The following is a 19,686-nucleotide window of genomic DNA, read 5'->3' on the forward strand; positions in this document are numbered from 1 at the left end:
AAAACCATCATGGCTAAATTTGAACGACAGGCGCTGCTGGCAAAATTCCGCGAAATGATCGCGCGTCGCGAACCTATCATTGGCGGCGGGGCGGGAACCGGCCTTTCGGCAAAATGCGAAGAAGCGGGTGGCATTGACCTGATTGTGATCTACAACTCTGGGCGTTATCGCATGGCCGGGCGCGGCTCTTTGGCAGGCTTACTGGCCTATGGCAACGCCAACGAGATTGTGGTGGATATGGCGAAGGAAGTGATCCCGGTGGTCAAACACACGCCAGTTCTGGCCGGTGTCAACGGCACAGACCCCTTCTGCCAGTTCGACAAATTCCTCGATGATTTGAAAGCCCTTGGCTTTGCCGGTGTGCAAAATTTCCCCACCGTCGGCCTGATTGACGGCAACTTCCGCGCGAATCTGGAAGAGACCGGCATGGGATACGGACTGGAAGTGGACATGATCCGCCTCGCCCACCAAAAAGACATGCTGACCACGCCTTACGTATTTAGCGCGGCGGACGCCATCGCCATGACCGAAGCCGGTGCTGATATCATCGTGCCGCACATGGGGTTAACCACCGGTGGCAATATCGGCGCGGGCACCGCGTTGAAACTCGAAGACTGCGTGCCGCTGATTAATGACTGGGCCAAAGCGGCGAAAGGCGTGCGCGAAGACGTGATTGTGCTGTGTCACGGCGGACCGATTTCTTCGCCACAGGATGCAGAATACATCATGCAGAACTGCCCGCAGGTTGACGGTTTCTACGGTGCCAGCTCAATGGAGCGCCTTCCGACCGAGGTGGCACTCACCGAAACGACGCGTCAGTTCAAATCATTGACTCGCTAGGGTTTTAGTGACTAAAAAGCCCGGTGATTGCAACAATCACCGGGCTTTTTTTATGTCATTTTTTTACGCTGATTAAGGTCTGGCGTCTGCCGCGCCCGGCCAAACCCCTTCACACAGGATTTTGGCGCAGCCGATGCTCTGTTGGTGGCGAGCCGCCGCGTCGCCCGGCTCTTCTTTCATTTGATCCAGCATGCCAACAAAGCAGCGCGCTATCCACCGTGTCGACAGGTCTTGACGAAACAGCCCGCTCTGCTGGCACCCGGCCAACAGGCTGCTAATGGCCTCAACCAGCGCGGTTTTATGGCTATCGCCAAAGGACTGCTGGGCAAGCACCGCGTCTTGGCTCAAAAAATTCAGCAGCTTGCGAAAATGCAGGGCAATGCGGTCAATAACCTGATTGTCCGGCGTATTGGGCGCGAGCGTCAGGCTATCCACCAAGGCATTGAAGCGCTGGTCAAAATCTTGGTTGGGGGTTTGTTGTGTCATGGTGGACCTAATTATGGGACGGGTTTGCAGCCCTTCTGTCTTTCAATTTATATCGCTATGCCGTTTGCAATCGGTGCAGTTGGGAAACGTCCACCACCTGCCTCGCCTGCCACAAATCATAATCATTCTGCATGCCGAGCCAGACATATTCAGAGCTGCCGATCACTACCGAGAGACGAATGGCCATTTCAGGCGAAATATCGGACTTCCCGGCAAAGGTCCTCTGAACCGTCGAGGGCGCACCCCCCGACTCTTTCGCCAAGGCACGGGTACTCAGGTTTAACTCTTCCATGGTTTCTTTCACAAGAAGCCCCGGATGCGGTGGGTTATGCATGGTGGCCATTAATGATAATCCTTATCTTGGCACAACAGAAAGTGGCATCTTAAACCAAGTTATTGGGCAATTACTTCTATTTCCTCGCCATCCCTATCTCATTTCGCGCAACTTCATAGCAACTATTGTTGTTTTACAACTTTCTAACCTGCCTTTAATAATCGAACCCATACCGTAGTCAGGGAACATAAGGACAATAACGAGATGGGTTACCGATTAAGTCTGCTGGAAAAAAGTCCAATCGATGAAGGTGAGAGTGCCAGCGGTGCGCTGAAACGTACGCTGGAATTGGCGCAGAAGGCCGAGCGCTGGGGCTATCACCGCTTCTGGCTGGCAGAGCATCACAACACTGACAAGCTGGCTATTTCCTCGCCGGAAGTGGTGATTGCCTGGATCCTCGCCCACACCCAGCGCATTCGCGTCGGCTCGGGCGGCGTGATGTTGCAGCACTACAGTCCTTACAAAGTGGCGGAAAACTTCAACGTCCTCTCTTCCCTCGCGCCGGGCCGGGTAGATTTAGGCGTGGGTAAAGCACCGGGCGGATTGCCGCTCTCTACTCGCGCGCTGCAATATGCCGTGGATCCGGCCCTGAAAGGGGATTTTGCCGATCAGCTGCGCCTGCTCGACGACTGGCTAAATGCCAAGCCGAATGACACTCAGGGCGATACCCTGCTCGCCACGCCGCTGCCGCCGCAGACTGCCGGACGCTTCCTGCTCGGTGCCAGTGAGCAGAGCGCCCGTCTGGCGGCCAGCCTGAACTGGAACTTTGTGTTTGCCGCGCATTTAAATGGCGACCAGACCGAAATCGGCCGCGCCCTCTCAGCTTACACCCATGACAGTCAGGGGCGTCGCGCGCTGCTGGCCGTGTCGGTGATTGTGGCGGAGACGGCAGCGAAAGCCGAAGAGCTGGCCGCAGACAAGCAGGCTTTCCGGGTGATTGGCAGCGACGGTCAGAGCGTCACCGTGGGCAGCGTGGCACAGGCCGAGGCTTACATTCGCCAGTCCACCGCCGCCTCGCACAAGATTGAAGAGCGCGTTTCGTCGATTCTGACCGGCACCGCCGAGCAGGTGCACCATCAGCTCGAAGAGCTGCAGGCGCGCTATGGCGTGGAAGAGTTTGTGATCGACACGCCGCTGGCTCAGCCACAGGCGCGTTTGGCCTCGCTCGAACTGCTCGCCGCAGAGAGCCGGGCGCTGGCTTAGGGGGGTAACACATGAGTCAACGTATCCGTCTGGCCCGCGAAGATGAGGCCGCCGAGCTGCATGGCCTGCTGCAACGCGCTTACTCGCCGCTGCTGCAATTGAACATTCACTTCACCATTACCCGCGCCAGCGTTGAGGACGTGCGTGAGGTGATCCGCAATGAAACCACCTATGTGCTGGAAACCGAGCAAGGCATCACGGCGACCCTCACCACTCGCTTTCCTTGGACGCCGACCAGCAAAAAAGAGTACGCGCCCTGGCCTTTCGTCCACTGGTTCGCGGTGGATGAGAATGCTAAAGGCCACGGCTATGGCGGCCAGATCATGACGCATGTCGAAAATACTTTTCTGCGCGACACCCTCAAAGTGCCCGCCGTCTACCTAGCGACCGCCATTCGCCACCCTTGGCTGACGGCGCTCTATCAGCGTCGCGGCTATGAGCCTTTCCACACGGCGGTGAATCCGCTAGGGGTGGAACTGGTGTACTTACGCAAAATCCTCAACACCTCGCTCTATGAGGCGCAGGCGCAAAAAGAGTTCGTGCGCACCGTGCCCGAGGCCAAGCTTTTCGTCTAAATGCCGTTTTAACTTATTGATCTCTGGGAAAACAATGAACCTGATTAAACCCACTATCGGGCTAACCGCCCTTTCGTTAATGGCGCTGTCTGTCAGTTATTCTGCCTTTGCCGCCGATGAAAAACCGCGCAGTGGCGGCTCTCTGACCTGGGGCGTAGAAACCGAACCCAATACTTTCAACCCGCAGCTTAACGGCCAGTCGAAAGCCGAACTGATCCTGCGCGTGGCCTATGAATCCCTGCTGGCTCGCAAGCCAGACGGCTCCTATATTCCATGGTTGGCCAAGGGCTACAGCCTGTCTGACGACGGCAAAACCTACACTTTCACTCTGCGCCCTGACGTCACTTTCTCCGACGGCAAAAAGTTTGATGCCAACGCCGTGGCGGAGAACTTCCGCCATGCGCAGGACCCGGCGTACTGCGCCGGTTCTAGCCTGTGCGCCATTGCCAGCCGTATCGAGAGCGTCACCATGCCGGATGAAAGTACGGTGGTGATCACTCTTAAGCAGGTGTACGCGCCCTTCCTCTCTTTCGCCGCCGGGCTGAAATTGCTCTCTCCGGCCTCGTGGTCCTCTCCGCAGCTTAAAGCCGGTGGGCCGGACTTAGCGGGCACCGGGCCGTTTATCCTCAAACGTTATGAGAAAGGCCAGCAGGTCGAGTATGTGAAAAACCCGGCCTACAACTGGGCGTCGGCCAATGCCGCGCACCAAGGCCCGGCCTATCTCGACAGCGTGACTTATCGCTTCCTGCCTGAATCCTCGGTGCGCACCGGCGCGCTGCTTTCTGGTCAGGTGGATGTGATTGAGGGGATTTCCGGCAATGACGCGGGGGAGTTCAAAGATAATCCAGACTTCACCTACCAACACGCGCTGAACACCGGCACGCCTTACTCCTTGTTCCTCAATGTGACTTATGGCCCAACCCAGGAAGTGAAGGTGCGCCAGGCGCTGTTGCAGGGGCTGGATGTCGGGCCGATTTTGCAATCTATTTATCGCGGTGAGCGCACGCGGGTGTGGGGCATCACTTCGCCAGTGGACCCGCTGTATGACAACAGCCTCGACGGCAAATATGGCAATAACCCGCAGCTCGCCAACTCACTGCTGGATGAGGCGGGCTGGAAAACCCGCGACGGCGAGGGCTTTCGCACCAAAGACGGCAAACGCCTGAGCATTGAGATCATTCAGGCGCAGGCCACGGTGCGCGACCAGCGCGATGTGCTGCTGCAAGCCCTTCAGGCGCAGGCTCGTCAGCGTTTGGGTATCGAACTGAAGATTCGTTATGTCGACTCCGGCACCTACACCGATGTGCGCAATACCGGGCTGTTTGGCTCGATTGCTAACTCGAACACCGACACCGACGGCATTGATATTGAAAACCACTACCTGCCAGTGAAAGGCGGCGGTGCCATCAACTATAGCCGTACCGATGCGCCAGAAATCGCCCCTTGGCTGCACGGCGCGGCGCAAACCCTCGATAACGACAAGCGCAAAGGCTTTTATGCCCAGTTGCAGGAGTTTGCCATCGTGCAGCAGGCCTTCGCCATCCCGCTCTATGAGCCGGAAGACCAGATTGCTGCCGCGTCTTACGTCCACGGTGTCAGCTTTAGACCTTTCAAGCAGATGCCTGAAAACGCCTATGACGTCTGGCTGAGCGACCATTAAATCGCGCCGAACTGAACTGTAAGTGAACCAAGGAGCCGCCCGATGACTGTTGAAACTTCACTCGATACGCCTCGCCGGTGGCGCAGCCCGCCGAGATGGCGCGCGCCGCTGTTGTGGCGAATTCTACGCCGCATTGGCAGCGGCGTTCTGGTGCTGTGGGCGGCGGTGAGTTTGTCCTTTATCAGCGTCTATCTCGCGCCGGGGGATATTGTCAGCCTGCTGATTGGCGAGCAGGTACGTACCCCAGCGATTGAGGCGGCGATTCGCGCCGAATGGGGGCTGGATCAGCCGCTGTGGCTGCAATATCTCCACTATCTGTGGCGGGTGCTGCACGGCGATTTCGGCCGCTCTTACCTGCTCAATATTGATGTCAGTTCACTGGTACTTTCACAGCTTTGGCCGACGTTGAAACTGACCGGCGCGGCGCTGCTGGTCAGCCTGACCTTCGCCGTGGCGATGGCGGTGCTCACCGCTAACCGCCGCCTTGGCCGCCGGATTGCCGGGTTCTTCGAGCTGCTGCTGGCCTCGACACCCTCTTTCTGGCTGGGGATCGTGCTGCTGTTTATCTTCAGCTTCACCCTGCGCTGGTTCCCGGTCGCCGGAGATCGCAACTTCTCGGCACTGGTGTTACCGGCGCTGTCGCTGGGCTTGGCGCAGGGTGCGGTGGTCGCGCAGGTGCTGCGCCGGGGTCTGGAGGACGCGTTAAACGAGCCTTTCGCCTTGACGCTGCGGGCGTGGGGGCTGGGTAATTTGACCATTCGCCTGCGCCACGCGTTGCGTCACGCCGCGCTGCCCGCCGTCACTCTCACCGGCTGGCTGATTGGCGGGCTGCTCAGCGGCGCGGTGATCACCGAACAGGTGTTTGGCCGCCCGGGGCTGGGCAAAGTAACGGTGGACGCCGTGCTCGGCAAAGATCTGCCGGTAGTGCTCGCCGTGGCTATTTTCTCGGCGCTGGTTTACGTGGTGATGAGCACGCTGGTGGATATTCTCTACCTGCTGATTGACCCGCGCCTGCGCGACCAGCCCTCTTCACAGGGAGGCGCGTCATGAGCCTCTCCCTAAGCTTACAGCGCCGCCGCAGTTGGCCTTCAACAGGATTAGCAGTGGCAGCTCTGTTCCTGATTTTAATACTGCTGGCGGTGCTTTTTCCTTCCCTTATTAGCCCATACGATCCGCTGAGCGCTGACCCGATCAACGCCCAGCTGCCTCCTTCGTCCGCCCACTGGCTTGGCACCGATCAACTGGGGCGCGACGTGTTGACGCGCATTATCTACGGCAGCCGCTATTCGATGCTAATCAGTATCGCGGCGATGGCCGTCGCGGTCACCGTCGGCAGCCTGCTCGGGCTGTTGTCCGGGCTGGCGCGCGGCGCGCTGGATGAGTTTATCAGCCGCGCGGTGGACGTGATCTCCGCCTTCCCCGACCTGCTGCTGGCGCTGATGCTGATTGCCTTCACCGGCCCGGGCACCACCAATCTGATCTTTGCCCTCGGCGTCGCTTCGATCCCGCGCTTTGCCCGCGTGGTGCGAGCGCAAACCTTCGTGGTGATGTCCTCGGGCTATGTCGAGCAGGCGCGCACCTTCGGCCTGACTCGCCGCACGCTGGTCTGGCGGCACGTGTTGCCCCACGCCATCGCCCACGTGCCGGTGCTGGCAACCTTGGGTTTAGGCACGGCGATCATCGGCACGGCCGGGCTAAGTTTCCTCGGCATGGGGCCGCAGCCGCCAACGGCCGAGTGGGGATTGATGCTGGCCGAAGGGCGAAATTACCTGCGCAATGCCTGGTGGATTGGCGTCTGGCCCGGCGTGGCGATCACCCTCACCGTGGTGGCAGTCAACACCGTCGGCCGCCACTGGCAGGCGCGTTTCGAAGGGAGACAGGCATGAGTCAGGAACTCTTTATTGATATTCGCAATTTGACCGTCAGCTTCCCCTCGCCGCAGGGCCGCAAAGTGGTGGTGCGCGGGTTAAACCTGCAATTGCAGCGCGGGCAGTCTTTGGCGCTGGTGGGGGAATCCGGCTCGGGGAAAACCGTTACCGCCCGCTCGCTGATTGGCCTACAGGATGAAAAAGCCGAGCTGACGGCGGACCGTTTTATGATTAATGGCCGCGACATGCTGCGTGCCAGCCAGCGCGAGTGGCGCGGCGTGCGCGGCAGGCAGATTGGCTATGTGCTGCAAGACGCGCTGGTTTCTCTCGACCCTTTACGGCGTATTAGCCAGCAACTGGGCGACGCCCTGTTGGCGCATCCGAGCGAGGGCAAAATCGACCTGCGCAAGCAGAGTCTGCAACTGCTGGCGTCGGTGGGCATGCCGGAGGCGCAGCGCCGCCTGAGCCTCTACCCGCATCAGCTCTCAGGCGGATTACGCCAGCGCGCGCTGATCGCCACGGCATTGGCCGGTAAACCCGAGCTGCTGATTGCCGACGAACCCACCACCGCGCTGGATATGACAGTGCAAAAGCAGATCCTCGACCTCCTTCAGCGCCGCCGCGACGACGGGCAGGCGCTGCTGTTGATTAGCCACGACCTGTCCGTTGTCGGCCAACTGGCTGACGTAGTGATAGTGATGAAGGATGGTGAAGTGGTCGAGCAAGGCGCGACCTGGCAAGTGCTTAATGCTCCGGTCCACGAGTGGACTCGCCAGCTGTTGCGCGCCGCGCCGACGCCCGAAACTAAAGGTTTTCGCCTCTCATCCCCCACGCCGGTGCCCCTTCCCCAGCGCCAAATTGCCGCCGGTGAGCCGCTGCTGCTGGCCCAGCACTTGAATAAATATTACGGCGAGCATCAGGTGGTGCGCGATGTCAGTTTCCAGCTTTCGGCAGGAGAAACGCTGGGCATCGTTGGCGAGTCTGGCTCGGGTAAAACCACCGTCGCGCGCATGGTGCTGGGGCTGACCGAACCGGACAGCGGCCTGATCCAGATTGAAGCGCAGCCGTGGAGCCGCGTGGCGGAGGCTGAACGACGCCTGCGCCGCAGCCGAATTCAGCTGATTGCGCAGGACCCGCTCAGCTCCTTCGACCCGCGCTATACCGTGGAGAAAATCATTGGCGAGAGCCTCGACGCAGCGGGCATTTTCGGCGCGGCCCGCCGCCAGCGCGTGTTACAGCTTTTGGATGAAGTGCGCCTCGGCGAGCATTTTCTCCAGCGTTACCCGCGTGAACTCTCCGGCGGGCAGCGTCAGCGCGTGGCCATTGCTCGCGCCTTCGCGCCAAACCCTGCCTTGCTGGTGGCCGACGAGCCGGTCAGCGCGCTCGACGTTTCCGTGCAGGCGCAGGTGCTGGATCTGCTGGCCGATATGCAGGCGGAGCATCACACCGCGCTGCTGTTTATTTCACACGACCTTGGCGTCATTCACCATCTCGCCGACCGCGTGCTGGTAATGAAAGACGGCGCGGTGGTCGAAAGCGGCGATGTCAATCGGGTGTTTAACCATCCGCAGCACCGCTGGACTCAACAACTGCTGGCCGCGCTGCCCGGTCAGGCGGCCTAGCTCGAACAACATCAACCCAATATTGAGGAAAGCGTCATGAGCAACAAGAGACAGTTACGTTTGGGGGCGATCATTCAGGGCGCGTCAGGGAATATGTCCGCGTGGCGCCACCCGGACGCGGTGGCTGACGCCAGCATCAATATCCAGTTCTGCCAGCAGCTGGCGCAAAAGGCCGAACAGGGGAAATTTGATTTTCTGTTTGTCGCCGATGGGCTGTATATCAATGAGAAGTCGATCCCGCACTTCCTCAACCGTTTTGAGCCTATCACCCTGCTGTCCGCGCTGGCGCTGGTGACGCATAAGATTGGTCTGGTGGCGACGCTTTCTACTTCTTACAGCGAGCCTTTTACCGTGGCGCGGCAGTTCGCTAGTCTGGATCACCTCAGCGGCGGCCGCGCGGGCTGGAATGTGGTGACTTCGCCACTGGAAGGCTCGGCCAAGAACTTCTCGCGGGATAAGCACCCTGAGCACGACGAGCGTTATCGCATCGCCAGTGAATATGTCAGCGTGGTCAAAGGCTTGTGGGATTCTTGGGAAGGCGATGCTTTCGTGCGCGACAAGGCCAAAGGACAATTCTTCGCCCAGGATAAGCTGCATACCCTGAACCATCATGGGAAGTATTTCTCGGTACAGGGGCCGCTTAACGTCGGTCGCTCGCCGCAGGGCCAGCCAGTGGTGTTTCAGGCCGGAGCTTCCGAGCAGGGCAAAGCCTTTGCCGCCGAGGCCGCCGACGCGATTTATACTCGTCAGGCCACGCCGGAGCTGGCCCGCGAATTCTATCAGGACGTCAAACGCCAGCTGGTTGAAAACGGCCGTGACGCCGATGATATCCGTATCTTCCAAGGCATTAGCGTGATTATTGGTGACAGCGTCACCGACGCCGAGCAGAAATATCAGCAAACGGCCCAGCTAGTCACCGCCGATAAAGCGCTGGAGTACCTAGGGCGCTACTTCGAGCATTATGACTTTAGCCAGCATCCGCTGGACGAGCCTTTCCCTGACATCGGTGAATTAGGCCAAAACAGCTTCCGCAGCACCACGGACTCTATCAAGCGTGACGCCAAAGCGCGCGGATTGACGCTGCGTCAGGTGGCTTTGGAAGCCGCCACCCCTCGTCCGACCTTTATTGGCAGCGCCAGCGACGTGGCCGATGGTCTGCAACACTGGTTTACCAGCGGCGCGACGGACGGGTTTATCGTTCGCGGCGGCACGCCAACGGCTTTCGACGATTTTGTCGAGCAGGTGATCCCACTCTTGCAGCAGCGAGGCTTATACCGCACGGAGTATGAAGGAGAGACGCTGCGCGAGAATTTGGGCCTGCGTGAGCCGGAAAACCAATTTGCCGCAAAGCCGGAGGCTGAAGTTCGCCAACTGGCGACGGTGAAATAGCCGCCAGTTGGCACATTTCAACCACCCCTGACCTGTAACCAACTGAAAATATCTTCGTTGAAGATGACGTGAATTGTGGCGGGAGTTTTCTTAACAACTAATTAGCAATTAAAGCTAAAGATCTAAACAAAAATGGGTGTCTATTGGAACGGTGCCGGTGAATAAATCAGAGTGGCCATCAACCTCTGTTTATTGACGACATGCTCTGACTAACCGATGTAGAACCTAACCTGATGAGGGGTAAGTCCATGAAAGATTTAGTGAATGATATTATATCCATATTTAACCCCAAGACGGTTACGCCTGTTTTAGTTCGCACAGGATTATCGCATCGTGAAGTCGCGTCCTTGCAGGCCGTCGGCGTAGCAACGGTTTCTTGGGCAACGTCCATGGAAGAGCTGAATAGTGCATTTGTTAAAAAGGCGTTAGACGCGGGTGCTGTCGGTTATCACATTACTAATGTGGAATCGCACAAACCGGGTAAGGAAGATCAACACGTCATGGCCGCCACCGCGACCTTCTATCACATCAATCATAAAGCGGCCTATGGCTAATGTTGCAGAACAGTGATGACGGAATTAAAAATGCCGCATTCCAGAAATGGCGTGCGGCATTTTTTTTGCCCGGATTTACCAGACGTAGCGCACGCCGGTGAGTTTCTCACTCAGCTGCCACAGCCGTTTGGCCGCCTCGGGGTCGATGGCCCATGAGCTTACGCCGATTTCTGCGCCGTCCTCGGCGGCCAGTGGAGCAATGTCTGCATCGTCACAGTAAACACCGCCTTTGCCCGCCAAACTTGGATGGGTGGCGCACCACACCGAGGTTGCAGCGCCCTGCTCAACGGTTTTGAATCCCGCCTCTTCAGTGGTTTTTACCTCACCATTCTCATTGAGTGCGCCGACGCGTTGATAATCGCTCTTTTCCATATGGCGGGTTAACGCGGTAAAAATCGCGCCCGGGTGCAGGGAAAATGCGCGGATATTATGCGCCTCGCCGAGCTTATCCAGCTGTAAGGCAAAGAGTACGTTGGCGGTTTTCGACTGGCCGTAGGCCAGCCATTTGTCATACGGGCGCTGATTGAAGTTAGGATCGGCGAAATCCACCCCAGCAAAGCGATGGCCGCGTGAAGAGACGCAGACCACGCGCGCGCCGTTGGAATTTTTCAACGCGGGCAGCAGGCGCGCGGTGAGTTGATAGTGGCCGAGATGGTTGGTGGAAAACTGCCACTCGTTGCCCCGTGCGTCACGATGCAGCGGCGGTGCCATCACCCCCGCGCTGTTAATCAGAATATGCAGTGGGCGGCCCGTTGCGAGGAAACGCTCGGCGAAAGCGTCAATAGACGCGGGGTCCATCAGGTCTAAGAAGTCCGTTTCAACATTGGGAATGCCTTTTAGCGCCTCTTTAGCCTTTTCCACATCACGGGTGGGAACGCGGACCTGCGCCCCGGCCTCGGCCAGAACGCGCACCGTTTCCAGCCCAATACCAGAATAGCCGCCAGTCACAATCGCATTTATGCCAGTGAGGCTGCGTTGGCCCAGCACCTCGCTGGCGGTAGAGTTTTTGTCGAATCCAGAATGCAGTGGTTGTTGTTGAGTGGTCATAGAGTCAGTTCCAATGTGGTTGAATCGCAAGACAACCCCGGGGTCATCGGTTAGCCGACAACCCATCATGCTGGATATTGCTCAGACTAGGAATGCATTAACGTCCCGAATACTGTCGAGATCGTCTGATTATTGAAATGTGGCGAGCTATTTTATTTATTCACCCAAATCCCACACCGACGCATGCGCATTTAACGGCGCGACGCCGCGGTCGGCGTAGTGCTTCAACTCGGCGATTTGGCTTTGGAAGAAGGCTTTGGTCTTGGCGTTCAGCTCTGCGCTGTTGGCGATCACCTGCTGGAGGTGGCGCAGCACGTGGCTCACTTCCCACTGACCGTCTTGCAGTTGGTGCTGCTCAAAGACTTGCTCCGACTGCTGCTTAATGCCCCGTGCGGCCATCATCGCGGCAAGGTCGTCGCGGGTGATCAGCGTGCGAATATTACAGTCGTCGTGGTGGGCAAACAGGTTGTACTGGTTCTGAATGTGCACTGCGTAAAGGTGAGCCATCTGGTTGACGTCGGTGACGCGCGTATCCCACTCGGCGTAGCAGAACCGCTTGGCGACGCGGCGGGCTTTTTCAATGATGCGCGCCAGCACGTCGAGGTTTTCGAAATACCAAGAGGAGTGCGCCACAATGACTTTATCAAAGTACTTAGGTGGAAATTCAACGGCGTCTGAGAGGAAGTCCGTCTCGAGATGCACGCTGATTCGGCTGCCCACCGGCGAGGAAGTGAGCTTGTCGAGAGACTGTGCGAGGGTGTAAGGGCTGCCGTAGTCGCCGCTGGCGATATCCAGCGCCACTACCTGCCCGTCTTCGCCCACCAACTCCGCTAGCACGGCGGTGGTGTCGCCCTGCCCGCAGCCAATCTCAAGGATTCGCTCATTCGGTTTGATGGCCCAGAACTCCGCCAGATTCAGGCGATGACCAGTCTGAATCGTTTGAATTTTAGGGTTAGTAGAGTCTAACAGCATGGTGCTTAAGATCTTCTCTATCATGCAGTGCGCCTGTGTGGTGGGAACAAAGGATGGAGGAATAAGCCATGAAAAGGTTATCCGTGCGGCGAGTATAGCTGATATCTTCCGTGCATTATGACGCCATTACGGCACTTCGCGGAGTCGACCCATGGACCCACTTTCAGACGTACTTTCCCAACTCAGTGCCGACAAAGCTTATGTGGTCGGGCTGCGCACCGGCGGTGATTGGGGGATGCATTTCCCGCCTCCCGAAAACATCAAATTCAATGCCGTGGTCGAAGGCAGTTGTTGGCTAACAGTGGAAGGAGAATCCGCCCCTATTCAGCTACAGCCGGGGGATTGCTTCATTCTGACCCGCCCGAGAGCCTTCACGCTGACCAGCGCCTTAGGGATGAAAACCGCAGATGCCGTGGCGCTGTTTCGCCAGTCGGTCAAAGGCATGTTGCACTACGGCGCTGAGCAGGACTTTTTTATGATTGGCGGGCGTTTTAATTACGGTCAGGAAGCCCGTTTATTGCTCGACAGCCTGCCTTCGGTGGCGGTAGTCAATGCCAGCACGGATTCGGCGCCGGTGTTGCGCTGGGCCCTTGAACTGTTGGCGCAAGAGGTATCCAGCCCGTCCCCCGGTGGTGCGATGATGGCCCAGCAGTTGGGCAATATCATGTTGATTCAGGTGCTGCGCCAGTATCTGGGAAGGGAGCAGGACAGCCCGACGGGCTGGCTGTTTGCCCTTTCCGATTCAAGAGTCAACGCCGCGCTGGAGGCTATGCATGCTGAACCGGAAAAACGCTGGAGCGTGCAGCAATTGGCCGAGGTGGCCGGGGTTTCCCGTTCAACCTTCGCCTTGAATTTCAAACAGAAAGTCGGCTTTGGGCCTTTAGAATATTTACTGCGCTGGCGGATGCAGTTGGCGAGTCGGCGCCTGGCCGCCAGCGATGTGACAGTTTCTGTCGTGGCGCAGTCGCTGGGATATGAGTCGGACAGTGCTTTTAGTAATGCGTTTAAGCGAGTGATGCTCTGTTCGCCGCGCGAATACCGCGAGCGTCAGCGGGGCCAGTGATGGCCCCTGCTGAGAGCGTTTCGACGGAATAACCTAGGCAATAGGAATGTAATATTCGCAGGTAATGCCATTTTCGCTGGCGGTGCGGGTGTACTTTTCCAAATCATGCCCGAGGCGGAACTGCAAATCTTGCGTCGGTAAAAACACCGAATACATATATAGAATGAAATCGTTAAGGCGATCCAACTCGTGGGTGTAGTCGAATTTCAAATAGCGACCCGCCGGGATCACTATCTGTTCCACTAGCTCGTCGCAATCCCCCTCTCGACTCTCTTCGCCGAGTTGGCGCGCCACGGTGTAGAGCATGTCCATGCCCATCACCGATTCCACTTCGTCACTGGCCCGGCAATCCGCCAAACCCCAAGCCGCACGGTCGAGGCAGGTCGGATCTTTCAGGTAGTGATGCATGGCGTCGCGGTGCACATGGTTTTTTGGATTGAATAACGCTTCAATCGGATAGCTGTGGCGCTGGGTTTTGCCGACAAATGACATCTCCGGCAGCTCGATAATTTCATAGCTCGGCGCAGGAAATTCGTCGATCAGCAGCGGCGCGGTAATGCCGCCCATATTCCACTCGGCGTTGCGGCGAAACACGGCGGGCGTCTCGGCAAAGTTCTTCTTAAAAGAGCGAGTGAAGGTCTGCTGCGAGTCATAAGAGTAGTAGAGCGAGATATCCAGAATCGGCATATTGGTCAGACGCAGAGCAATGGCCGCCATGGTCAAACGGCGATCGCGGATGTATTTCCCCAAGGCATAGCCCGTTTTGCTTTTAAACAGGCGTTGCAGATACCACGGCGAGTAGCCCGTTTTCTTCGAGGCTCTCTCCATGGTCAGACGGTCATTCAGATTCACTTCAATCCAGTACAGCAGCTCTTTGATCAGCTGGTCGTGGAAATCAGGTTTTTCGATGTTGTACAAATTGCGCTCCGAACTGTCCTGATGTTTAACGTGGATCCCAGGCTTTTCGCGCCGGAAATCGACTCTATAATCGTCATCAATCAATGGGTGCTAGAAGGTAAAAACAACTCTTTTTCAATCGCGCGGTTTAAGTTGTAAGCCACTTTTTCCCGCGTTAAACCCAGCGACTCGAGGCGCGACATACCGTCGAAGCTGCTGGCTAAGCCAATTAGCCGCCAGGCAATGTCCTGCGCGTCATCCGTCGCCGTGAATTGACCGTTTTGTAGCCCGGAATGGATGACATTAGTGACTAGCCGATGCCAGTCGTAGAGTGAACCGGCGAAGGCGGCTTTCATCAGTTCATCTTGTTCGCTCAACAGCATGGCTTCGCGCCACAGGCGGATGGCCTGTAGGTATCTTTCATGTTTCGCATCAATGAGATAGAGCTGTAGCCGTTCCAGCGCAGGCAGGTGACAGCTGGTGGCTTCCAGATCCCATTGCAGTTCACGCATCACCAGCGCATAGGCTTCTGCCCGCAGGGATGCCGCGCTGGAGAAGTGGTGATGCACCTGACCTGAGGCGGTGCTCGCTTCACACGCTACGCGTCTCACCGTGGTGGCGGCTAATCCTTCATCCAACGCCACGCGTGCGGCGGCCTGCAAAATGGCGGCCTGCCTGTCCTGTTTACAGAGATAAACCAAGAAATTACCCGTTTTAAAACTCGGTGGGGCAAGCATCATGCCAAAAGCTGGACGCCTGTTCAAGTTTTGAGAATGTTCGTTCACATTCTGTCTTTGACGATAAATGCTATCTCTGAGGTTTCTTTGCCATCCAGCCGTGGATCAGCAAGGATTGGAAGAAGCGCTGCGGCAGTTCAAAGCCTGATTGGCTAATAAGGCGCTCGGTTTGCTCCGGGGCCAGTAACAACAGTCGTTGGCTAAGCTGGTTTCTGATTTCCAGCGGGTCGCGCTCGGTTTTGCTGGCTACAGAGTGCATGGCTGCCCAGCTAATGAGCTGGGCGTCAAAGCCTTCAGATGCCATATCTCCGGCGATTTCGGCGCAGATCATTCGCCCGCCCGCCGCCAGTTGGTCATTTATCTGCTGGTAAATACCCAAACGATCGGCGTCCTGAATAAAGTGGGCGACCAGCAGACACAGCGCAACGTCATAGTCGCCGCTCACCGGCACGTCGCCCAGATAACCTTCGATCAGAGTGCATCTTTCACTCAGCTCTTCGCGCTGCAACTTCTCTTGGCAGACTGCCAGCATATCTGGGGAAGGATCGACGCCGGTGAAGTGCCAACCCGCATGCTGCTTGGCGAGCCGGGTGATTTCAGACCCCGTCCCTACTCCCACGCAGAGAATTCGCGCCTTTTTCGGCAGGTCGCGCAGCAACACGGCAATCAACATATGCAGGTTATTGGCAATCTCATTCAGGCTTTCATTATAGGCGTCGTACTGGCGTGAGAATTCGCCGTTGAAGATGTCATTGGTGTTGTTCATGCGGGATCCTTGGGTTGGCAGGCGTGCGTGGCTGACCGATGCGCGGCGAAGTGCTGATGAAAATCTTTGGAAAGCTCGGCCAGCGTGACTTCACCCAGCCGGGCTATTAATAAGGCTTCGGCCTCGCGGCTGGCGGTATCTAATGCCTGATTGACCACCTGCTCGACCAGACAGCCGGGGGATTCGTGGCGATGGGTTAAGGCGATAAGCGCGGGCTCACCCACCGCGCGCCAGATTTCCGCCAAGGTGATCTGGTTGAGGTCGCAGGTTAAAGTCCAGCCGCCGCCGTGCCCTTTCACCGAGCTGACATAGCCGCGTTCGCGCAGCCCCGCCATGGTGCGGCGGATCACCACCGGATGGGTGCCCATCATTTGTGCCAGCAACTCAGAGGTGACGGGCGTATTCTGTTCGGCCATGTGCAGCAAGACGTGCAAGATGCCGGATAATTTACTGTCTCTTTTCATGTAACTTATAATATTACGTTTGAAGTGGCAGTCAATCCGGGCGAGGTTAAATTTTTATTTCATAGAAACTTCTTCGGAGAACAAGATTGTTGCAGAACGGGAATACGGGCAGTATGGGCGCAGCCTTACACAATAATAAATAAGGGATTTCAATGTTCCGCAAATCGACTCTGTTGACCTTACCTCTGCTGGCCGTGTCCGTTCTATTGTTAACGGGATGCCCTCCAGCACCCGACCTGACCCAGTGGCAGCGCCCAAATACGGATATTGACGGCGTGCGCGTTGCGATGGGGCAATGTGGCGTTAAGCTGCCTGGTTCCGACATTCCCAAGACCGACAATGAGTCAGTGCTTTATTATCAGTGCATGGAAAATCAAGGGTTTACCCGCAAAGACGGATTCAAAATTTGTAGTGTCCGCGTTTACCACGATACCCAAGCCTGCCGTGAGCAGGAGCAGGGAAAGCCTCTCAGCCAGAGCCAGCTCGACGCTCTGCCTTTTGTGGCTGACAGAGGCTTCCACCCAATGAGGCCTGATTACGCCGAAGTAAAGTCTTCCTTTATCACCTGGCGCAAGGCCGGGGCGTCGAAGCACTTCGACGAGCAGAATGAGAATGACAAGCTGGCCGAGTCGGTGATGTATCAATGCGGATATCCGCACCCTTTAGGCTCAGTCCCCAATGTGCCAACGCTGCGCAAAGCCGCGGGCATCCAGCAATGTATGCTGGATAAAGGCTTCGAGCCAAAAGGCGAATTGATGCTGGTGTGCCGCAATTACCCGCAGGTGAGCGGGTGTCAAAAATCTTAACTTGGCGTTGTGGCCATGGCTGTTAAATATTCATGGCTGCAATAGAGCGCGTACAGGTACAGAGGTGATGCAACCCGCGCCGAGCCATGCTATAACTCCCTCCTCGCGAAAAATCGGCGCTTCGGTGCCGACACATACGTCGAGAGTGATCCAACGCACTCCTCGGCCAGCGTTCTAAGGTCTGACTCCCGGTCAGGCAGGTCAATGGACTCAGCTTTATGAAGGCTGAATCTGAATGTCGACAGGAACGCGTTATGAATAAATCACTTATTGTTATTTACACTGCTATTGCACTTGATGCCGTGGGCATCGGCCTGATTTTTCCTATTCTGCCCTCCTTACTCAAACAGGTTACCCATAGCGATAATGTTGCCTTCTATATTGGCATTCTGACCGCGCTTTATGCCGTGATGCAGTTTGTTTTTGCGCCGGTGCTGGGTGCGCTGAGCGATCGCCTTGGGCGCAGGCCGGTGCTGTTGCTCTCCCTCGCCGGTGCCGCGCTGAATTATCTGCTGCTGGCATTCTCTTCCTCCCTTGTTTGGCTGCTGATTGGCCGAGCCATTGCCGGGATGACCAGCGCCAATGTCTCAGTGGCCATGGCCTACATCACGGATATCTCGCCGCCGGAAACCCGCGCCCGACGCTTTGGTCTGTTCAATGCCATGTTTGGGCTGGGTTTTATTATCGGCCCGGTTATCGGCGGGGTTTTGGGCGATATCCGCGTGCAGCTGCCGTTTATGGCCGCCGCCGCGCTTAACGCTGCCAACTTCCTACTGGCGCTGTGGGTTTTGCCGGAGTCGCGCAAAGCCAGTGCGGGGAAAATCAATCTCGCGCTGCTTAATCCATTACGCCCGCTGCGCTGGGTTTGGTCGATGAAGGGCCTGATGCCGATTGTGATGACTTTCTTTATTTTGAGTGCCACCGGCGAGGCTTACGGCATCTGTTGGGCGCTGTGGGGACACGACGCTTTTCACTGGAACGGCTTGTGGATTGGCTTATCTCTGGGAGCCTTTGGCCTGTGCCAAACGCTGGTACAGACTTTTCTGCCCGGCCCCACCGCCAGGTTTTTTGGCGAGCGCGGCGCGACATTGCTGGGAATTGGCTGCGCCTGTCTTGCATTGGTCGGGCTGGCCTTGGCTCAACAAGGCTGGATGGTGTTCGCCATTATGCCGCTGTTCGCGTTGGGCAGTATGGGCACCCCGGCCCTTCAGGCACTGGCGACACGGCAGGTGGAGGCCGACCTGCAGGGGCAATTTCAGGGGGTATTGATGTCGGCGGTGAGTTTGGCATCTATTGTCGCGCCACTCTTTTTCTCTACCTTCTATTTTGCCGTGCAGCACCACTGGCCCGGCGCGGTCTGGCTGTCGGTGGTGGCGATTTACCTGATTGCAGTTCCGCTGATTTTCCTCGCCACCCGACGAGCCGCCCCCACGCCGGAAGCCGCTGACAAGGTTACTTGAAAGGCATTTGCTCAAGGTCGGCTATCAATGACGGGCCCGTTGGTTTCCAGCCTAAACGCTGCTGGGTGAGGTCGCTGGAGGCAGACATATCGTGGGTGACAAAGATATTCATCCAGCCGAAATGCTCGGCCGCCTCGTGCGTAGCCAGGCGTTTCACCGGCAAATTCAGCACCCGGCCCAGTGTCTCGGCGAGGGTTTTCATTGGGATAGCAGGCTCGGCCACGGCGTTATAACGGCTATTGGTGGCGTTTTTCTCCAGCGCCAACACATAGAGCCGCGCCGCATCGCTGATATGCACAGCGGACCAGCAGTTTTGCCCTTCTTCGACATAGGCCGAAACGCCCTTCTGCAAAGCCAGTTCAACCAGCGGGGTGATTAAACCCTGCTTGATAGGGTCATGAACCTGCGACAGTCGCACCACCGAGACGCTGGCGCCCTGCTCGGCGGCCTTGATGCCACCCAGCTCTGAGGCTTTACGCGGGTTGGCGTGATCAGGATTGAAGTTGTCCTCGCTAGCCAGCGTATTGGGTTGAAGTGCGCCCAGCGCGACACCCGAGGTGATAATCAGCGGGCGAGATGACCCCGCCAATTCTCGGCCCATGGCTTCTATCACCTGACGGTCACTTTCACAGTTGGCTAAAAACGTCGAGAAATCGTGATTGAACGCGGTGTGGATCACGCCATCGGCCTGACTAATGCCGCGACGCAAACTGTCTAGATCGTTAACGTCGCCATAATGTGCTTCCGCCCCCGAGGCCGCCAAGTGGTGCGCGCCCTGCTCGCTGCGGGTTAATCCAAGTACCTGGTGGCCCGCGGCGATAAGTTCGCGGGTGACAGCGGTGCCAATAAATCCGGTCGCGCCGGTGAGAAAAATACGCATGGTGAATTCGCCTCTGGTTGGGTCAGGACTTCAGCGTCCCGTGGCCTTTACTCTAGATTCTGC

21 protein-coding genes are annotated in these 19,686 nt (G+C 57.3%); 12 read left to right on the forward strand and 9 right to left on the reverse strand.

Annotation, left to right across the window (positions count from 1 at the left end; genetic code table 11):
* Window positions 1–9 precede the first annotated feature (9 nt).
* Window positions 10–840, forward strand: a complete 831-nt coding sequence (locus ACT3RT_RS17730; protein ID WP_353504174.1) for a phosphoenolpyruvate hydrolase family protein — start codon at window positions 10–12, stop codon at window positions 838–840.
* Between the two features lie 72 nt (window positions 841–912).
* Here the strand turns inward: ACT3RT_RS17730 and ACT3RT_RS17735 are convergent, their stop codons facing one another.
* On the reverse strand, window positions 913–1,326 hold the full coding sequence (locus tag ACT3RT_RS17735) for a hypothetical protein (RefSeq protein WP_496203454.1): 414 nt from the start codon (window positions 1,324–1,326) through the stop codon (window positions 913–915).
* Window positions 1,327–1,381: 55 nt separating this feature from the next.
* Window positions 1,382–1,669, reverse strand: coding sequence for a HigA family addiction module antitoxin (locus ACT3RT_RS17740; RefSeq protein WP_496203455.1), 288 nt, complete (start codon window positions 1,667–1,669; stop codon window positions 1,382–1,384).
* A gap of 195 nt (window positions 1,670–1,864) precedes the next feature.
* On the opposite strand from ACT3RT_RS17740, the gene ACT3RT_RS17745 reads away from it, so the two are divergent.
* The 8 genes from ACT3RT_RS17745 to ACT3RT_RS17780 all read left to right on the forward strand — a co-directional run bounded on the left by ACT3RT_RS17745 (window position 1,865) and on the right by ACT3RT_RS17780 (window position 10,531).
* Window positions 1,865–2,863 (forward strand): LLM class flavin-dependent oxidoreductase, encoded by a 999-nt coding sequence (locus ACT3RT_RS17745; protein WP_353504177.1) that lies wholly within the window; start codon window positions 1,865–1,867, stop codon window positions 2,861–2,863.
* An 11-nt stretch (window positions 2,864–2,874) separates the two neighbouring features.
* Window positions 2,875–3,438, forward strand: coding sequence for a GNAT family N-acetyltransferase (locus ACT3RT_RS17750; RefSeq protein WP_496203456.1), 564 nt, complete (start codon window positions 2,875–2,877; stop codon window positions 3,436–3,438).
* A gap of 79 nt (window positions 3,439–3,517) precedes the next feature.
* A complete protein-coding gene (locus ACT3RT_RS17755; RefSeq protein ID WP_496203557.1) occupies window positions 3,518–5,098 on the forward strand; it encodes an ABC transporter substrate-binding protein in 1,581 nt (526 codons plus the stop codon).
* Between the two features lie 42 nt (window positions 5,099–5,140).
* Window positions 5,141–6,148, forward strand: a complete 1,008-nt coding sequence (locus ACT3RT_RS17760; RefSeq protein WP_496200695.1) for an ABC transporter permease — start codon at window positions 5,141–5,143, stop codon at window positions 6,146–6,148.
* Window positions 6,145–6,984: an ABC transporter permease gene (locus ACT3RT_RS17765; RefSeq protein WP_496200694.1), complete on the forward strand. Its 840-nt coding sequence runs from the start codon at window positions 6,145–6,147 to the stop codon at window positions 6,982–6,984. Before ACT3RT_RS17760 ends, ACT3RT_RS17765 begins: the two co-directional genes overlap by 4 nt.
* Window positions 6,981–8,588, forward strand: coding sequence for a dipeptide ABC transporter ATP-binding protein (locus tag ACT3RT_RS17770; protein WP_496203457.1), 1,608 nt, complete (start codon window positions 6,981–6,983; stop codon window positions 8,586–8,588). The genes ACT3RT_RS17765 and ACT3RT_RS17770 overlap by 4 nt, the downstream gene beginning before the upstream one ends.
* A 36-nt stretch (window positions 8,589–8,624) precedes the next feature.
* A complete protein-coding gene (locus tag ACT3RT_RS17775; protein ID WP_485903353.1) occupies window positions 8,625–9,977 on the forward strand; it encodes an LLM class flavin-dependent oxidoreductase in 1,353 nt (450 codons plus the stop codon).
* 248 nt (window positions 9,978–10,225) lie between these two features.
* Window positions 10,226–10,531: a YdgH/BhsA/McbA family protein gene (locus ACT3RT_RS17780; RefSeq protein ID WP_353504183.1), complete on the forward strand. Its 306-nt coding sequence runs from the start codon at window positions 10,226–10,228 to the stop codon at window positions 10,529–10,531.
* Window positions 10,532–10,606: 75 nt separating this feature from the next.
* Here ACT3RT_RS17780 and ACT3RT_RS17785 read toward each other — a convergent pair whose 3' ends face one another.
* Window positions 10,607–11,578, reverse strand: a complete 972-nt coding sequence (locus ACT3RT_RS17785; protein WP_496203458.1) for an oxidoreductase — start codon at window positions 11,576–11,578, stop codon at window positions 10,607–10,609.
* 156 nt (window positions 11,579–11,734) lie between these two features.
* Window positions 11,735–12,574: a class I SAM-dependent methyltransferase gene (locus ACT3RT_RS17790; protein ID WP_353504185.1), complete on the reverse strand. Its 840-nt coding sequence runs from the start codon at window positions 12,572–12,574 to the stop codon at window positions 11,735–11,737.
* 127 nt (window positions 12,575–12,701) lie between these two features.
* Between ACT3RT_RS17790 and ACT3RT_RS17795 the strand changes: the two genes are divergently transcribed.
* A complete protein-coding gene (locus ACT3RT_RS17795; RefSeq protein WP_496203459.1) occupies window positions 12,702–13,613 on the forward strand; it encodes a cupin domain-containing protein in 912 nt (303 codons plus the stop codon).
* A gap of 33 nt (window positions 13,614–13,646) precedes the next feature.
* Here the strand turns inward: ACT3RT_RS17795 and ACT3RT_RS17800 are convergent, their stop codons facing one another.
* The 4 genes from ACT3RT_RS17800 to ACT3RT_RS17815 form a co-directional block, all read right to left on the reverse strand.
* On the reverse strand, window positions 13,647–14,531 hold the full coding sequence (locus ACT3RT_RS17800; RefSeq protein ID WP_353504187.1) for a helix-turn-helix domain-containing protein: 885 nt from the start codon (window positions 14,529–14,531) through the stop codon (window positions 13,647–13,649).
* Window positions 14,532–14,611: 80 nt separating this feature from the next.
* Entirely contained in the window at window positions 14,612–15,250 is a 639-nt protein-coding gene (locus ACT3RT_RS17805) for a TetR family transcriptional regulator (protein ID WP_353504188.1), read from the reverse strand.
* A 67-nt stretch (window positions 15,251–15,317) separates the two neighbouring features.
* Entirely contained in the window at window positions 15,318–16,013 is a 696-nt protein-coding gene (locus ACT3RT_RS17810) for a class I SAM-dependent methyltransferase (protein ID WP_496203460.1), read from the reverse strand.
* Window positions 16,010–16,477, reverse strand: coding sequence for an Rrf2 family transcriptional regulator (locus ACT3RT_RS17815; protein ID WP_496200687.1), 468 nt, complete (start codon window positions 16,475–16,477; stop codon window positions 16,010–16,012). Before ACT3RT_RS17815 ends, ACT3RT_RS17810 begins: the two co-directional genes overlap by 4 nt.
* 152 nt (window positions 16,478–16,629) lie before the next feature.
* Between ACT3RT_RS17815 and ACT3RT_RS17820 the strand changes: the two genes are divergently transcribed.
* Both ACT3RT_RS17820 and ACT3RT_RS17825 read left to right on the forward strand, forming a co-directional pair.
* Complete coding sequence (locus ACT3RT_RS17820; protein WP_496200686.1) at window positions 16,630–17,283, forward strand: hypothetical protein; 654 nt, start codon at window positions 16,630–16,632, stop codon at window positions 17,281–17,283.
* Between the two features lie 218 nt (window positions 17,284–17,501).
* Window positions 17,502–18,743 (forward strand): TCR/Tet family MFS transporter, encoded by a 1,242-nt coding sequence (locus ACT3RT_RS17825; protein ID WP_496203461.1) that lies wholly within the window; start codon window positions 17,502–17,504, stop codon window positions 18,741–18,743.
* Here the strand turns inward: ACT3RT_RS17825 and ACT3RT_RS17830 are convergent.
* Entirely contained in the window at window positions 18,736–19,623 is an 888-nt protein-coding gene (locus tag ACT3RT_RS17830) for an SDR family oxidoreductase (protein WP_496203462.1), read from the reverse strand. The two genes, ACT3RT_RS17825 and ACT3RT_RS17830, sit on opposite strands and share 8 nt — an antisense overlap.
* Window positions 19,624–19,686: the final 63 nt, after the last annotated feature.

Source organism: Ewingella sp. AOP9-I1-14 (genome assembly GCF_052375995.1).
Taxonomy (GTDB): Bacteria; Pseudomonadota; Gammaproteobacteria; order Enterobacterales; family Enterobacteriaceae; genus Ewingella; species Ewingella allii.

Coding starts and splice junctions, on each gene's coding strand:
- ACT3RT_RS17780 (WP_353504183.1), top strand. CDS start 10,226: ATGAAAGATTTAGTGAATGATATTATATCCATATTTAACCCCAAGACG.
- ACT3RT_RS17820 (WP_496200686.1), top strand. CDS start 16,630: ATGTTCCGCAAATCGACTCTGTTGACCTTACCTCTGCTGGCCGTGTCC.
- ACT3RT_RS17830 (WP_496203462.1), bottom strand. CDS start 19,623: ATGCGTATTTTTCTCACCGGCGCGACCGGATTTATTGGCACCGCTGTC.
- ACT3RT_RS17815 (WP_496200687.1), bottom strand. CDS start 16,477: ATGAAAAGAGACAGTAAATTATCCGGCATCTTGCACGTCTTGCTGCAC.
- ACT3RT_RS17755 (WP_496203557.1), top strand. CDS start 3,518: ATGGCGCTGTCTGTCAGTTATTCTGCCTTTGCCGCCGATGAAAAACCG.
- ACT3RT_RS17740 (WP_496203455.1), bottom strand. CDS start 1,669: ATGGCCACCATGCATAACCCACCGCATCCGGGGCTTCTTGTGAAAGAA.
- ACT3RT_RS17825 (WP_496203461.1), top strand. CDS start 17,502: ATGAAGGCTGAATCTGAATGTCGACAGGAACGCGTTATGAATAAATCA.
- ACT3RT_RS17765 (WP_496200694.1), top strand. CDS start 6,145: ATGAGCCTCTCCCTAAGCTTACAGCGCCGCCGCAGTTGGCCTTCAACA.
- ACT3RT_RS17750 (WP_496203456.1), top strand. CDS start 2,875: ATGAGTCAACGTATCCGTCTGGCCCGCGAAGATGAGGCCGCCGAGCTG.
- ACT3RT_RS17735 (WP_496203454.1), bottom strand. CDS start 1,326: ATGACACAACAAACCCCCAACCAAGATTTTGACCAGCGCTTCAATGCC.
- ACT3RT_RS17745 (WP_353504177.1), top strand. CDS start 1,865: ATGGGTTACCGATTAAGTCTGCTGGAAAAAAGTCCAATCGATGAAGGT.
- ACT3RT_RS17770 (WP_496203457.1), top strand. CDS start 6,981: ATGAGTCAGGAACTCTTTATTGATATTCGCAATTTGACCGTCAGCTTC.
- ACT3RT_RS17785 (WP_496203458.1), bottom strand. CDS start 11,578: ATGACCACTCAACAACAACCACTGCATTCTGGATTCGACAAAAACTCT.
- ACT3RT_RS17775 (WP_485903353.1), top strand. CDS start 8,625: ATGAGCAACAAGAGACAGTTACGTTTGGGGGCGATCATTCAGGGCGCG.
- ACT3RT_RS17760 (WP_496200695.1), top strand. CDS start 5,141: ATGACTGTTGAAACTTCACTCGATACGCCTCGCCGGTGGCGCAGCCCG.
- ACT3RT_RS17730 (WP_353504174.1), top strand. CDS start 10: ATGGCTAAATTTGAACGACAGGCGCTGCTGGCAAAATTCCGCGAAATG.
- ACT3RT_RS17795 (WP_496203459.1), top strand. CDS start 12,702: ATGGACCCACTTTCAGACGTACTTTCCCAACTCAGTGCCGACAAAGCT.
- ACT3RT_RS17810 (WP_496203460.1), bottom strand. CDS start 16,013: ATGAACAACACCAATGACATCTTCAACGGCGAATTCTCACGCCAGTAC.
- ACT3RT_RS17790 (WP_353504185.1), bottom strand. CDS start 12,574: ATGATAGAGAAGATCTTAAGCACCATGCTGTTAGACTCTACTAACCCT.
- ACT3RT_RS17805 (WP_353504188.1), bottom strand. CDS start 15,250: ATGATGCTTGCCCCACCGAGTTTTAAAACGGGTAATTTCTTGGTTTAT.